The following is a 14,268-nucleotide window of genomic DNA, read 5'->3' on the forward strand; positions in this document are numbered from 1 at the left end:
AGCGTTTATGATACAGCCCAATCAAAACTTGACCCCCGATCACCAATCTCAGAACTATCAAAACAGGAAACTGCAATGAACTACTTCAATACTCTGCCTCTGCGCGTTCAGCTTCAACAACTGGGCAAGTGCCGCTTCATGGACAGCGCCGAATTTGCCGATGGCGTCAACAAGTTGCTCGGCAAGAAAATCGTCATTGTAGGTTGTGGCGCTCAGGGTCTGAACCAGGGCCTGAACATGCGTGACAGCGGCCTGGATATCAGCTATGCACTGCGAGCAGAAGCCATCGCCGAAAAGCGTCAGTCATGGAAAAATGCCTCTGAAAACGGCTTTAATGTTGGTACTTACGAAGATCTGATTCCGACGGCTGATCTGGTGCTGAACCTGACGCCGGACAAACAGCACACCGCCGTAGTCAAGCAGGTAATGCCATTGATGAAACAGGGTGCCTGCCTGGCCTACTCACATGGCTTTAATATCGTGGAAGAAGGCATGCAGATCCGCGACGATCTGACCGTCATCATGGTTGCACCGAAGTGCCCGGGTTCCGAAGTGCGTGAAGAATACAAACGCGGCTTCGGTGTCCCCACACTGATTGCCGTGCACCCCGAAAACGACCCCAACGGTGACGGCCTGGAAATCGCCAAAGCTTACGCGGCCGGAACCGGCGGCCACCGCGCAGGCGTGCTGGAGTCCTCCTTCATCGCCGAGGTCAAATCCGACCTGATGGGTGAACAGACCATTCTGTGCGGTGTTCTGCAGACCGGTTCCATTCTCTGCTACAACCGCATGATCGAAAAGGGCGTTGATGCCGGTTATGCATCCAAGCTGGTTCAGCACGGCTGGGAAGTCATTTCCGAAGGTCTGAAGCATGGCGGCATTACCAACATGATGGATCGCCTGTCCAACCCGGCCAAACTGGTTGCCAACTCACTGGCGGCCGAACTGAAGGACATCATGGGGCCTCTGTTCCAGAAGCACATGGACGATATCATGAGCGGTGAATTCTCTCGTGTCATGATGGAAGACTGGGCCAATGACGACATCAATCTGCTGACCTGGCGCGAGCAGACCGGCGAAACGGCCTTTGAAAAATCCACTGCTGGCAGCATGGATATCTCCGAGCAGGAATACTACGACAACGGCATTCTGATGGCCGCCTTCCTGAAAGCCGGCGTCGAGCTGGCCTTCGAAACCATGACCGATGCCGGCATTATCGAAGAATCTGCCTATTACGAGTCTCTGCACGAAACGCCACTGATCGCCAACCTGATCGGCCGCAAGAAGCTTTACGAGATGAATAAAGTGATTTCTGACACGGCGGAATACGGCTGCTACCTGTTCTCTCACGCAGCCGTACCACTGCTGGAAGATTTCATGCAGAAAGTCGACACCGACGTCATCGGCAAGGGCCTGCAACTGCAGGACAACAACGTTGACAACGCCGAGCTGATCGCCGTGAACCAGTCCATCCGCAATCACCCGATCGAAATCGTCGGCCGTCGCCTGCGCTCCTACATGACCGCCATGAAAAAGGCGATCTAAACTCTCGATTTGCTGCTGCCGGACAGGACTCAGCGCCTGACGGCAGCGCCTCCGAAGGCTGGAAAGTTAAACGCCTGACGGCGACGGCTCCGAAAGAGGGGGTGCTCCTCGTCAGGTTTTCCTCGCTCTCACCCCCTCTTCCGAATCCGCCACCTGGATCCGGCCTTGTGCTGAGCCTTCGAAAACGCTGCCTGGAACAGAAATTGTGCTGCTGCATCAGCAAGACAAGTCACTCAGGTCAGACCACGCGAACGCTATAGGTGGAAGATGTCACAAGGTCCGGGTGGCGGGTAGCAGAATTGCGCCCATTCAGGCCGCGCCTATCCTTTTGCCGCTCAGCCGATCAGCGGGCGGGACTGTCCGAGTCCGGAGCGGCAACGCCGCGACGTCGAGTTCCCCCCCCCGCCGGCTGAGCGGCAAAAGGATGCGGCCGGGCGCAATCTGCTACCCGCCACCCGGACCGCTCCAGAACGAAGCCACTAACCCAGACCCTGAGGCTGGCACTTAAAGGCTGAGCACCTTCTCACCGCGCGAGATACCCGTCACCCCGGTGCGCGCCACCTCAAGCACTGACGCATTACCCAGCGCCGCGATAAAGCTGTCCAGCTTATCCGAAGTGCCGGTCAACTGAATGCTGTACACAGTGCTGGTCACATCCACGATCTGTCCGCGGAAAATATCGGTCGTGCGTTTCACTTCAGCACGCTGAGCACCACTGGCCTTCACCTTGATCAACATCAGCTCCCGCTCAATGTGAGAACCCTCAGTCAGATCAACCAGCTTCACCACATCGATCAGCTTGTTCAGATGCTTGGTTATCTGCTCGATCTTGCGATCATCACCGATAGTCGTAATCGTCAGCCTGGAGAGAGTGTGATCCTCGGTCGGAGCAACAGTGAGAGATTCAATATTGTAGTTACGTTGAGAAAACAAACCGACCACACGAGACAAGGCGCCAGGTTCATTCTCCAACAAAATGGAAATAATGTGCCGCATCTTATGTTCGCTCCGTTTTGCTCAAATACATATCTTTCATCGAACCACCCTTGATCGCCATCGGGTAAACATGCTCCCGATCATCAACGGCCACATCAATAAAGACCAGCCTGTCTTTAAGGGCAAACGCCTCGGACATTTTTGCATCCAGCTCGGACAATTTTTCGATACGCACACCCACATGACCATAGGCTTCAACCAGTTTCACAAAGTCCGGCAGGGACTCGGAATAGGTACTGTGTGAGTGTCGACCGCCGTATTGCATATCCTGCCACTGCTTCACCATGCCAAGCGCTTCATTGTTCAGGCAGACAATTTTGATAGGCAGGCCGTATTGCAGGCAGGTTGCCAGTTCCTGAATACACATTTGTATACTGCCTTCCCCGGTGATGCACACCGAGATGGCATCCGGGTAGGCCAGCTGCACGCCCATGGCAGCCGGGAAGCCGAAACCCATGGTGCCCAGACCGCCCGAATTGATCCAACGCCGCGGCTTATCAAAGTGATAGTACTGGGCTGCGAACATCTGGTGCTGCCCCACGTCGGACGACACATAGGCCTGACCCTGCGTCACCTTGTAGACACTCTGCACCACCTGCTGTGGTTTGATGATATCGCCACCAGCCGGTTCCACTTTCAGACATTCTTTGGCTCGCCAACCTTCTATCTGCTGCCACCAAAGTTCCAGAGATTTGCTATCAACATGCGAATCCGCCTGGCGCACGAGCTCAATCATTTCTTCCAGCACACTGACAACCGAGCCCACAATCGGCACGTCGGCTGTCACTGTTTTGGAGATTGACGCTGGATCAATATCCACATGCAGGATTTTTGCCCCCGGACAGAATTTATTGACCGCATTGGTGACCCGGTCATCAAAGCGCACACCAATACCCAGCACCACATCGCTGAAGTGCATGGCCATATTGGCCTCATAAGTGCCGTGCATGCCCAGCATGCCAAGAAACTGTTTATCAGTAGCCGGGTAGGCACCCAGTCCCATCAGAGTATTCGTTACCGGAAAGCCCAGCATTTTCGCCAGAGCCGTCAACAACTCTGCGCCGTTACCCTGGATAACTCCACCACCGGCATAGATAACCGGGCGCTTGGCTGCCAGCAAAATCTCGACGGCCTTTTTGATCTGCCCGGTATGACCTTTGCCCGGCACCGAGTAAGAACGCATTTTGACCGATTCAGGATATCGGTATTCATACTTGCGGGCCGGATCCGTGACATCTTTGGGTACATCAATCACCACCGGACCCGGACGTCCGGTGGTCGCAATGTAGAAAGCCTTTTTGACAACCATGGGGATGTCTTCAGCCTTTTGCACCATAAAGCTGTGCTTGACGATGGGGCGTGATACACCCACCATATCAGTTTCCTGAAACGCATCAGAACCAATCAGAGAGCTATCTACCTGGCCGGAAATCACCACCATGGGAATGGAATCCATAAATGCCGTTGCAATACCGGTAATCGCATTGGTCGCACCCGGACCAGACGTCACCAGCACCACACCAGGCTTACCGGTGGCTCTGGCGTAACCGTCTGCTGCATGCGTTGCCGCCTGCTCATGACGTACCAGAATGTGATCCACCTTGTCCTGGTTGAATATCGCATCGTAAATGTGCAGCGCAGCGCCGCCCGGATACCCGAACATCAGCTCCACGCCCTCGTCGTGCAGCGCACGAATCAGCATTTCACCACCAGAAAGCAATTCCACAGTCTTAGCCTCGTTGAATAAATACCGGATTACCCGCATGGCATCCGGAGAACACCGGTTCAGCCCGGCATTCTGGCACTAGTTTATATCAATTGATGAACGGCCTGTTGCGTTGTAACGCGTTTCAGCCATAGGTGGATGTTGTCAGACACCTATGCAATTACCGGTCGGTTATTATTAGCGTCCCGGTCAAAGCAGATTTGGGGAGGGGGTTACCTTCTCAGTCTGCAACAGCAGGACGTGTCAGATAAACACGCCCTGCTGAGAGCAGGCAATTGTCCCATGATTGGGAGCATTGTCAAGATCAATCAACATCCGCGCGGCGTTTGCCGAAACTGAATTGGTCATCTTTAACATCAACCACGATGATATCACCGGCAACGTATTCGCCTTTGATCACGCGCTGCGCCAGCGGGTTTTCGATCCAGTTCTGGATAGCACGTTTCAATGGTCGCGCGCCATACACGGGGTCATAGCCCAGATCGGCAATCTTGTCCAGGACCGCATCAGAGACCTCGATGCCCAGATCGTTGTATTGCAGTCGCTTGTTGAGCGAGGCGATCTGGATATCGGCGATACCACGGATCTGACTGGCCATCAGCGGGTGGAAGACCACAGTTTCATCAATCCGGTTAACAAACTCTGGTCGGAAGTGTCGGGTTACGACACTCATCACTTCATGCTTGACCCGCTGGTATGCCACCTCATCGGCAGGGTCAGTCAGCATTTCCTGGATTCGGTCAGACCCAAGGTTGGATGTCATCACTATGACTGTATTGCGGAAATCCACAGTGCGTCCGTGGCCATCAGTCAAGCGACCATCATCAAGAACCTGTAACAGAATATTAAAGACATCCGGGTGCGCTTTTTCGACTTCATCGAGCAGCAGAACGGAATAAGGTCGACGCCTCACCGCTTCTGTCAAATAACCGCCTTCTTCGTATCCGACATAACCGGGCGGTGCACCGATCAGGCGAGCTACGGAGTGCTGCTCCATGAACTCTGACATATCAATGCGCACCATTGCCTCTTCCGTATCAAACAGAAACTCGGCCAGCGCCTTGCACAGTTCTGTTTTGCCGACACCGGTCGGCCCCAGAAACAGGAATGAGCCATTCGGACGATTAGGGTCAGACAACCCCGAACGAGACCGGCGCACGGCATTGGCCACTGCCGCGATGGCTTCATGCTGCCCTATGACGCGCTTGTGCAGCGCATCTTCCATTTCCAGCAATTTCTGCTTGTCGCCCTGCAGCATTTTTGAGACAGGAATGCCCGTCCAGCGCGATACGACATCGGCAATCTCTTCTTCCGTCACACGGTTACGTAACAGCTGCATCTCCATCATCTCGGCCTGGGTCGACATATCCAGAGTCTTCTCCAGATTGGGGATAATGCCGTACTGCAACTCAGACATGCGTGCCAGATCGCCGGCGCGCCTGGCCACTTCCAGATCCGCACGGGCTTTTTCCAGATTACTCTTGATAGACTGGGTACCCTGAACGGAGGCTTTTTCTGCCTTCCAAATCTCTTCCAGATCCGCATACTCCTTCTCGACTCTGGAAATATCTTCGGCCAGCTTTTCAAGTCGTTTGCGCGATGCTTCGTCTTCCTCTTTTTTCAGCGCTTCACGCTCAATTTTGAGCTGAATCAGGCGGCGCTCCAACTTGTCCATTTCCTCGGGTTTGGAATCAATTTCCATGCGGATCAGACTGGCCGCCTCATCGATCAGGTCGATGGCCTTGTCAGGCAGCTGCCGGTCAGGGATGTAGCGCGTGGAAAGTCGCGCGGCGGCTATGATCGCTGCATCCGCAATCTGCACGCCGTGATGCACTTCGTAACGTTCTTTCAGACCACGCAGGATGGCAATAGTGTCTTCTTCTGTTGGTTCATCCACCAGAACTTTCTGGAACCGCCGCTCAAGGGCGGCATCTTTTTCAATGTATTTCCGATATTCATCCAGAGTAGTCGCGCCAACGCAATGCAATTCACCCCTGGCCAGTGCTGGTTTTAGCATATTGCCGGCATCCATGGCGCCATCTGCCTTGCCGGCACCCACCATGGTATGAATCTCGTCAATAAACAGAATGACGGACCCTTCCTGTTTGGACAGCTCCTTTAGAACAGCTTTCAGTCGCTCTTCAAACTCGCCACGAAACTTGGCACCGGCAATCAGAGCACCCATATCCAACGCCAGGATACGTTTATCTTTCAGGCCTTCTGGCACTTCTCCATTAATAATACGCTGAGCCAGCCCTTCGACAATGGCCGTTTTACCGACCCCCGGTTCACCTATCAGAACCGGGTTATTTTTGGTGCGCCGCTGCAGCACCTGAATCGTGCGACGGATTTCACTGTCACGACCAATAACCGGGTCCAGGTCGCCATTCTCGGCGCGCTCAGTCAGATCTACACAATATTTGGACAGCGCCTGAAACGCATCTTCGGCATCAGCGTCAGTCACTTTTTCGCCACCGCGCAGGTTTGAAATGGCAGTCTCAAGTGCTTTGGTGCTGATTCCAAAACTGTTCAGTAGCTTGCCCAGCTCACCTTTATCTTCCATGGCAGCCAGCAATACCGCCTCGCTGGAGATAAACTTATCGCCGTTTTTCTGGGAGATTTTATCTGCCTGATTAAGCAACCGACCCAGCTCATTAGACATGGCCACGTCACCGCCGGTACCTTCCACTTTAGGCAGACGCTGCAGAATGTCCTGCAGGCCCGTTCGCAGCGCCTGGAGGTTGAAGCCAGTCTGCGATAGCAAGGGCCTCAGTGAACCACTTTTTTGATCAATCAGCGCCAGCATCAGGTGCACTGGCTCGATAAAATTATTGTCTTGTCCCAACGCCATAGACTGCGCATCAGCCAACGCCGCCTGTAACTTGCTGGTCAATTGATCCATTCTCATACATTCACCTCGTTTGGCACCACCGGGCAAAGGCCTCCGGCGCCGCATTAACTATCAGATGCTTCAATAGATTGAGGTAGAACTGGAAAAAATCAAGTGCCGGGTCAACGGGCTTTGATACAGATCACACTAGCCGTCCGTCCTGTGACAGATTCGCGGCGGAAGGAGTAAAAATGCTTATCATCGCAATATGTGCACAGACCGCCGCCATAAATCTCGTTGACGCCAACAGCCTGCAACCGGCTCCGCGCCAGTGCATAAAGATCCGCCAACCATTTGCCGGTCTCAGGAAGAGGACTAAAGGCCTGAGCAATTGAATGACGGACTGATTCTGAATCTGGAGACTTTCCCAAAAATGCCTGCCTGACTTCATCACCGACCTCGAAGTGGCAGGGACCAATTGCCGGACCCAGCCAGGCCAGCAGGGTCTCTGGTGGCCGCTGCATCGCGGCGACTGTGTTCTCCAGCACCCCTGCGACCAGGCCGCGCCAACCGGCATGAGCTGCCGCCGCAACAGTACCTTCCTGATCGGTAAACAGAACAGGCAGACAGTCTGCCGTCATAATGACAGCGCCATCACCGGGCTGGCGAATACAAACAGCATCACCCTCCTTTACAGGGGGGTTGTCGGCTGCCGTATCAATGTCGACCACATCAGTTCCATGCACCTGCCTGAGCCATTGCAGGCGATAATTGTGCGCCAGAACTTCACGCATCAATCGCCTGTTCCGTTCCACATCCGCCGCTTGATCGCCGACATGCAATCCCAGGTTCAATCCTCGCCAGGCCCCCTGGCTTACTCCACCGCATCGCGTAAACACTCTGGCGTCGACCCATTCCGGTGCCGGCCAGTCGGCCTGCAGCCAACTCACACCTGACTCTTTGTTTTCACTGAGATTCAGCATCATTCCTCAGCACTTGCAGCAATACCTGCATGTCATCAGGCAGCGGCGCCTCAAAACTGACTTCCTCGCCTGTATCCGGATGCAAAAATCCTAATGATGCGGCATGTAATGCCTGACGACGGAAAGTGCGTAATTGATGCGCCAATTCTTCAGAGGCACCGGAAGGAATATGCAGCCTGCCACCATAAACGGGATCGCCCACCAGCGGATGCCGGATATGTGCCATGTGAACGCGGATCTGATGAGTACGGCCGGTTTCCAGCTTTAACTGCACATGGGTATGCGCACGGAAGCGTGACAGAAGCCGATAGTGCGTGACTGACTCCTTGCCGTCGGCAGTCACAGCGCGTTTTTTACGCATCACCGGATGTCGTCCCAGCGGCTCATCAACAATGCCGCCAGCAGTGAGCACGCCGCATACCACAGCCTGGTAAACCCGACTGACTGCACGTTTCTGCAACTGCCGGACCAGCCGATGATGCGCCGGCAGGGTTTTGGCAACCACCATCAAACCTGTGGTGTCTTTATCCAGCCGGTGCACGATACCTGCCCGGGGCACATGCTGCAGATCCGGACAGTAGTGCAGCAGGCCATTCATCAGGGTACCGGAACGGTTACCGGCCGCCGGGTGAACCACCTGCCCGGCAGCCTTGTTGATGACGAGTATGGAATCATCCTCGTAGACTATGTCCAGAGCAACCGGTTCCGCCCGCCACTCCTGACCCGAATCATTCGCAAGCTCAGCCTGAAGACGCAGCACATCATCAACCAGCAGACGGTCCTTGGCCCGTTTGGTCTCACCGTTGACAGTCAAATCACCCGCTTTTATCCACTGCTGCAGTCTGCCCCGGGAATAATCCTGGAACAAAACGGCGGCGATCTGGTCAAACCGGGAGCCATCCAGCTCCTCTGGCACCCGTGCTGTTAACTGGATATTTTCGATCATCTTGTAAACCTGGGCCTCCGCGCCCTTGGGTTATGTGGCCGTGGTGTGGTTAAATAAGCGGCCGTAACGGGACATTATAGTCTGTTTAAAAGTCATTGAGGTGTAAACCGCGTGCGAGTGCTGTTAGCGATAGTCATTTTATTTACGAGCGTATCATGTTCACTGTTTGATAGTGAGGAACGAGACGAGTTCGCCAGCCTGTCGACTGAGGAACAGTTTTACCGAACTGCCAACCAGCAACTCAATGCCTCAAACTTTACGGCTGCTGTGCGCACCTACCAGGCTCTGGAATCACGCTTTCCTTTCGGCCAGTATGCCGCGCAGGCACAACTTGAGCTGATCTACGCACATTTTCGCAGCGGCAACCTGGAGGGCGCGCGCGCGGCAGCTGACCGGTTTATGCGCCTGCATCCCGATCATCCAAGCATCGACTATGCCTATTATCTGAAAGGGGTAGCGAGCTTCTCGGAAAACACGGGATTCATGAGTCGATTTCTGCCCACCGACCAATCCAAGCGCGATATCAGTCGTGCACGCGACGCATTCAATGAATTTTCTATATTACTGTCCCTGTATCCGGACAGTGACTATGCGGCCGATGCCCGGGCACGCATGATTTATTTGCGCAACAATCTGGCCACCTATGAGATTCATGTCGCCAATTATTATCTGGAACGTCGCGCTTACATTGCCGCTCTTAACCGTGGCAAGTATGTAGTTGAAAACTTCCAGGGCAGCCCTGTAGTCGCCGAAGCACTGTCGATCATGATTGAGTGCTACCTGCGCCTGGGACTGGACGACCTGGCTGACACATCTCTGGCATTGTTGCGAGACAACTACCCGGATCACCCGACTCTTGATTCAAACGGCCAATTTATCGTCCGTAATCACGTCACTGACCCCTCATTGCTGTACACCGTCAGCTTTGGACTGCTGGGCAGCAATGTGGACGATACGCCGCTGGCACCAACCACCCGGCCACAACGATCAATCGCGCCTGAAGCCGACCCCTTGAATCAGGGCCGTTCATTGCTGAACATTCTGACACTGGGACGCTTCGGCCGTGGCCCCGATGAGCGCGTCATACCGACCGAACCTCCGCCCGGCACTCCAATTGATTCTATCTGAGAACAATGAGGGCTGTTGGTCAGCGGACTCAGCCCGAATAGTTTTCAGGATAGAAAGAGCGCTCAATCAGCTCAATCAGGATATGTATGACTTTGATATGTACCTCCTGAATGCGATCTGCATAGTCGCTGGGACCCGTGCTGATATCGACATCCACCAGGCTGGCAAGCGGTGACCCCGGTGCCCCTGTCAAACTGACCACTACCATACCGTTAAGTCTTGCCTGCTCCGCTGCGCGTATAACATTTGCGCTACGGCCACTGGTACTGATCGCCAAAAGACAATCACCACGGCGCCCTCTTGCCTGAAGATATCTTGAAAAGACATGTTCATAACCAAAATCGTTGGCCACGCAACTGATGTGACCCGAATCGCTTATCGCGGTAGCAGAAAGAGGTGCACGATCATCTCGATAACGTCCGGTCAACTCCTCGGCGAAATGCATGGCATCGCTCATTGAGCCGCCATTGCCACAACTATAGATGCTGCCACCTTGCTGCAGAGTGCTGATCATTAACTGTGCTGCACGAGCTACAGTATTCTGTTTGCTCTGTTCGCTGGCAAAGCGCTGTAAATAATTACCGGCATCCGCCAGAGTGTTGGCAATCAGCGAATCGAATGTGTGCGGCATGTTAACCTCATATTAATCACCAGCGCGCCAGCCTTGTGTAATCGGATATCGCCGATCACGACCAAACGCCCGCTGTGTCAGACGCACACCCACTGGGGCCTGACGTCTTTTATATTCATTGATATCGATAAGACGCAGTACTCGCTGCACCTCGTCTCTGGCGAATCCGGCATCGATAATAGCCTGCGCACTCATATCCTGCTCAACATACATCGAAATAATGCAGTCCAGCCTGTCATAAGGTGGCAGGCTGTCATCATCACGCTGTCCGGGAGCCAACTCGGCCGAAGGAGGCCTGTCAATCACGCCATAGGGAATGACTGGCAACTCACCGGCCTGCACAGCGACATCATTACAATGGCGGGCTATGCTGTAAACCAGCGTCTTGCTGGCATCCTTTAACACGCTGAACGCACCCACCATATCACCATAAAGCGTACAATACCCGACAGCGATCTCGCTTTTATTACCAGTCGTCAGCACCAGAGCACCTTTCTTGTTGGAAATGGCCATCAGCAATACACCCCGACACCTGGCCTGAATATTCTGCTCTGTCAGGTCTGCCGGCAAACCAGCAAATTCTTCAGCCAGAGCAGAGGAAAAAGCGCTGTAGATGTCATTAATCGCAATAGTCCGATAGTGCACACCGAGCCGGGCAGCCTGTTCAGAGGCCAGCCGCAAGCTGAGATCAGAAGTGTAACTGAACGGCATCATGACGGCCGTGACATGGTCCGCCCCCAGCGCATCCACGGCGACAGCCAGCGTCAACGCCGAGTCGATACCCCCTGACAGGCCAAGCACAACACTATTGAAGCCATTTTTGCGAATATAGTCACGCAGCCCCATGACCATCGCCTGATAGCAGCGCTGCTCCAATGATGACTCAGAGGCCAACGCTGTATAGTTAATCGGCGCAGAAAAAGTCGCCTCAGGTGGCGCGGGCCAGACAAATTTGACGGGCACAAGGGCCTCTTCGAACGCGGGCCCAACGACGCGAACCTCTCCGTCTGGCCGGGCCACCATGGAGTTGCCGTCAAAGACCAGCTCATCCTGACCGCCGACCTGGTTGACATACACAATTGCCGTACCGGATTCCAGAGCGCGACGCGACAGCAGCTCCATGCGCTGTTCCAGTTTATCGGTGTGAAAAGGAGATGCATTGATATTCAACATCAACGCGGCACCACCCTGCGATGCCTGACGCGTCGGTGTCGTCTGCCAAAGGTCCTCACAGATTGTGAGTGCAGTCGGAACACCGTTAATATCCAGAAGACACGCCTCTGTACCTTCGCTGAAATAACGTCGCTCATCAAACACCTGATAGTTGGGCAGGCACTGCTTCCTGTAAGTGGCCAGCACTTTGCCATCGGCGATTACTGACAGTGCGTTATACAGATTCCCCTTTTCGAACAGCGGGTGCCCGACGATCAGCGTCGCCGAGAGCCGCGCTTCGCAAAGTTGCTGCATGGCCTTTTCAATTCGGCCGGGCAGCGATGGGCGCAGCAACAGATCCTCAGGTGGATAAGCCGTCAGGGTCAATTCAGGATAAACAATGACATCGGCGTCATGTGTCTGTATAGCCTCAGCCGCTGTCGCCAGAATACGTTCACAATTGCCATGTATATCACCGACCAACAGATTTATCTGGGCAAGCACCAGTGTTAACTGATTTGTCATAAACAGCCTTACTCCTGAGGACGCATCCGCGTTGAAGGGTCGTACGGTTGAGGTTCAATGTCAGGTGGGCGGCCCAGCAGGATATCCGCCAGGAGCCGGGCCGATGCAGGCGCCAGCACCAGGCCATTGCGATAATGCCCGGCATTGACAAACAGATTCGTAAAGGCCGGTAACGCCCCAATAAATGGCGTGCCATCAGGCGCCCCTGGTCGCAGACCCGCCCAGTGAGCTATCACCGGCTGATGTGCCAGCACTGGCAGCATGGCAGACGCAGACTGACGCAGACTATCGAGCGCATCACGGCTTGTTGTCTTCTCGAAACCGCCAGGCTCCAGCGTACTGCCAACCAGCACATGCTGATCCAGACGGGGAATCAGATAGCGACCCTGGGTCAGTATAATACTGTTGATGTATCTTTTATCCAGCCGATACAGCAGCATTTGTCCTTTTACCGGCTCTATTGGCAGCGCCTGTCCGATTTTCTCCAGCAGCAGGCCTGTCCAGGCCCCCGCCGTCAGCACGTAGTTGCCAGCATTGAGCAAGTCAATGCGACCGTTCATGCTGACCTGCAGACTGGTCACAACACGTCCCCGGGTATTGAATCCCAGCACCTCGCAGTCTGAGGAAAGCCGGGCATTCTCGTGATGCTCCACAAAGTGACGCAATGCCTGCAGCAGACGCGGATTACGCACATTGGCAACACCCGGCATCCATAATCCCTGCTTGAAACCGTCTGCCAGTTCACGCTCTCGAGCGTATACCTGTGATTCATTCAACAGCTCCATATCCCGCCCATAGCGGCCTGCCCAGGCAAGCGCCTGCGCGGTATCAGGGGCATCCAGCATGAGCAGTCCACAGATGTTAAGCTGCGGGTCAATTCCTGTCTCTTCAGCCAATGCCCGGCTCAGCTCCGGGTAAGCATCCTGAGCCTTGTTGGCCAAGGCAGATACAGCATCATTGTAACGCCAGGGGTACAAGGGCGATACGATACCGCCTCCGGCCCAGGAAGCCTCTTGCCCTGGTTCGCCACGTTCTATCAGATGGACAGTAGCACCCGCCTGCAAAAGCTCGCGAGCGACCAGAAGACCAGAAATGCCGGCTCCACAAATCAAAAAATCAGTCAAAAATCTATTCCCGAAAAAATGTCCTGCTACACTCTATTTAAGTGACAACAAACTGACCCGTCCGGAGCATCAAGGATGATACGCTCAAATTCGGGCTGCGCATCAGCCCAGCCAGCCTGCCTGCCGACCAAAGGTTTTAGCCTGCTGGAGCTAATGCTTTGCCTGACGATTATATCAGTTATGGTGCTGCTGTCCCTGCCGGGCTTGCCGGTTACTCAGCAATCGCGTCAGAGTGCAATTATGGATTCACTCGCCGATCTGCTCAGCCTGGCGAGCAGCGAAGCGATCCGGCACAGACAAAGCGTGACTGTTTGCGCCTGGGGCCACAAGCAGTGCGGAAACAACTGGGGCGCAGGTGCCATGATCATGCTGAACGACAAGATCCTTATGGAGAAACGCTGGCAAATAGCACCCGGCAGTCTGAGCTGGCGAAGCTTCAGCGGAAGTCAGGTGCTGGAATTCACACCCGATGGTATCCTGCTATACCAGAACGGCAGCTTCGGCCTTTGCCCGGCAGACCCCTCATCAACAGCCAGCCAGCAACTCATCATAAACAGTGCCGGCCGGATGCGCCTGGTCGCTGAGGCGAATCTGGATTGCTGAGGCCTGATTAATATTGAGAACCTGCTGACGGGCCAGCAGTCCGGCCTGCAATTGAGATTGGGCGAGCATCGCTATTGCA

11 protein-coding genes are annotated in these 14,268 nt (G+C 54.5%); 3 read left to right on the plus strand and 8 right to left on the minus strand.

What is annotated here, in order from left to right; translation table 11 throughout:
* The first annotated feature begins 75 nt into the window (after positions 1-75).
* A complete protein-coding gene (ilvC, locus tag PS2015_RS10670; RefSeq protein ID WP_058022227.1) occupies positions 76-1,545 on the plus strand; it encodes a ketol-acid reductoisomerase in 1,470 nt (489 codons plus the stop codon).
* Between the two features lie 504 nt (positions 1,546-2,049).
* Here ilvC and ilvN read toward each other — a convergent pair.
* The 5 genes from ilvN to rluD all read right to left on the minus strand — a co-directional run bounded on the left by ilvN (position 2,050) and on the right by rluD (position 9,026).
* Positions 2,050-2,541, minus strand: coding sequence for an acetolactate synthase small subunit (ilvN, locus tag PS2015_RS10675; RefSeq protein WP_058022228.1), 492 nt, complete (start codon positions 2,539-2,541; stop codon positions 2,050-2,052).
* Between the two features lies 1 nt (position 2,542).
* Entirely contained in the window at positions 2,543-4,267 is a 1,725-nt protein-coding gene (locus PS2015_RS10680; protein ID WP_058023280.1) for an acetolactate synthase 3 large subunit, read from the minus strand.
* A gap of 304 nt (positions 4,268-4,571) precedes the next feature.
* Positions 4,572-7,175 carry an ATP-dependent chaperone ClpB gene (clpB, locus tag PS2015_RS10685; RefSeq protein ID WP_058022229.1) on the minus strand — a complete coding sequence of 868 codons (2,604 nt, stop codon included), beginning with the start codon at positions 7,173-7,175 and terminating at the stop codon, positions 4,572-4,574.
* Positions 7,176-7,279: 104 nt separating this feature from the next.
* Positions 7,280-8,083, minus strand: a complete 804-nt coding sequence (gene pgeF / locus PS2015_RS10690; protein WP_335338234.1) for a peptidoglycan editing factor PgeF — start codon at positions 8,081-8,083, stop codon at positions 7,280-7,282.
* Positions 8,064-9,026, minus strand: coding sequence for a 23S rRNA pseudouridine(1911/1915/1917) synthase RluD (rluD, locus tag PS2015_RS10695; protein WP_058022230.1), 963 nt, complete (start codon positions 9,024-9,026; stop codon positions 8,064-8,066). Before rluD ends, pgeF begins: the two co-directional genes overlap by 20 nt.
* A gap of 111 nt (positions 9,027-9,137) precedes the next feature.
* On the opposite strand from rluD, the gene PS2015_RS10700 reads away from it, so the two are divergent.
* Positions 9,138-10,154 (plus strand): outer membrane protein assembly factor BamD, encoded by a 1,017-nt coding sequence (locus PS2015_RS10700; protein ID WP_058022231.1) that lies wholly within the window; start codon positions 9,138-9,140, stop codon positions 10,152-10,154.
* A gap of 28 nt (positions 10,155-10,182) precedes the next feature.
* On the opposite strand, the gene PS2015_RS10705 is transcribed toward PS2015_RS10700, so the two are convergent.
* Genes PS2015_RS10705 through thiO form a run of 3 tightly spaced genes read right to left on the minus strand, consistent with a single transcriptional unit; the run spans position 10,183 to position 13,586 of the window.
* Positions 10,183-10,785: an SIS domain-containing protein gene (locus tag PS2015_RS10705; RefSeq protein WP_058022232.1), complete on the minus strand. Its 603-nt coding sequence runs from the start codon at positions 10,783-10,785 to the stop codon at positions 10,183-10,185.
* 12 nt (positions 10,786-10,797) lie between these two features.
* Positions 10,798-12,462 carry an NAD+ synthase gene (locus tag PS2015_RS10710; RefSeq protein ID WP_058022233.1) on the minus strand — a complete coding sequence of 555 codons (1,665 nt, stop codon included), beginning with the start codon at positions 12,460-12,462 and terminating at the stop codon, positions 10,798-10,800.
* Positions 12,463-12,470: 8 nt separating this feature from the next.
* Complete coding sequence (gene thiO, locus PS2015_RS10715; protein ID WP_058022234.1) at positions 12,471-13,586, minus strand: glycine oxidase ThiO; 1,116 nt, start codon at positions 13,584-13,586, stop codon at positions 12,471-12,473.
* 75 nt (positions 13,587-13,661) lie between these two features.
* Between thiO and PS2015_RS10720 the strand changes: the two genes are divergently transcribed.
* Positions 13,662-14,189, plus strand: a complete 528-nt coding sequence (locus PS2015_RS10720; RefSeq protein ID WP_058022235.1) for a GspH/FimT family pseudopilin — start codon at positions 13,662-13,664, stop codon at positions 14,187-14,189.
* Positions 14,190-14,268 lie beyond the last annotated feature (79 nt).

The sequence above is a fragment of the Pseudohongiella spirulinae genome (genome assembly GCF_001444425.1).
Classification (GTDB): domain Bacteria; phylum Pseudomonadota; class Gammaproteobacteria; order Pseudomonadales; family Pseudohongiellaceae; genus Pseudohongiella; species Pseudohongiella spirulinae.

Excerpts from the sequence above, each read along its gene's own strand:
- ilvC (WP_058022227.1), top strand. The coding sequence starts at position 76 with ATGAACTACTTCAATACTCTGCCTCTGCGCGTTCAGCTTCAACAACTG.
- clpB (WP_058022229.1), bottom strand. The coding sequence starts at position 7,175 with ATGAGAATGGATCAATTGACCAGCAAGTTACAGGCGGCGTTGGCTGAT.
- ilvN (WP_058022228.1), bottom strand. The coding sequence starts at position 2,541 with ATGCGGCACATTATTTCCATTTTGTTGGAGAATGAACCTGGCGCCTTG.
- PS2015_RS10705 (WP_058022232.1), bottom strand. The coding sequence starts at position 10,785 with ATGCCGCACACATTCGATTCGCTGATTGCCAACACTCTGGCGGATGCC.
- rluD (WP_058022230.1), bottom strand. The coding sequence starts at position 9,026 with ATGATCGAAAATATCCAGTTAACAGCACGGGTGCCAGAGGAGCTGGAT.
- PS2015_RS10710 (WP_058022233.1), bottom strand. The coding sequence starts at position 12,462 with ATGACAAATCAGTTAACACTGGTGCTTGCCCAGATAAATCTGTTGGTC.
- PS2015_RS10720 (WP_058022235.1), top strand. The coding sequence starts at position 13,662 with ATGATACGCTCAAATTCGGGCTGCGCATCAGCCCAGCCAGCCTGCCTG.
- pgeF (WP_335338234.1), bottom strand. The coding sequence starts at position 8,083 with ATGATGCTGAATCTCAGTGAAAACAAAGAGTCAGGTGTGAGTTGGCTG.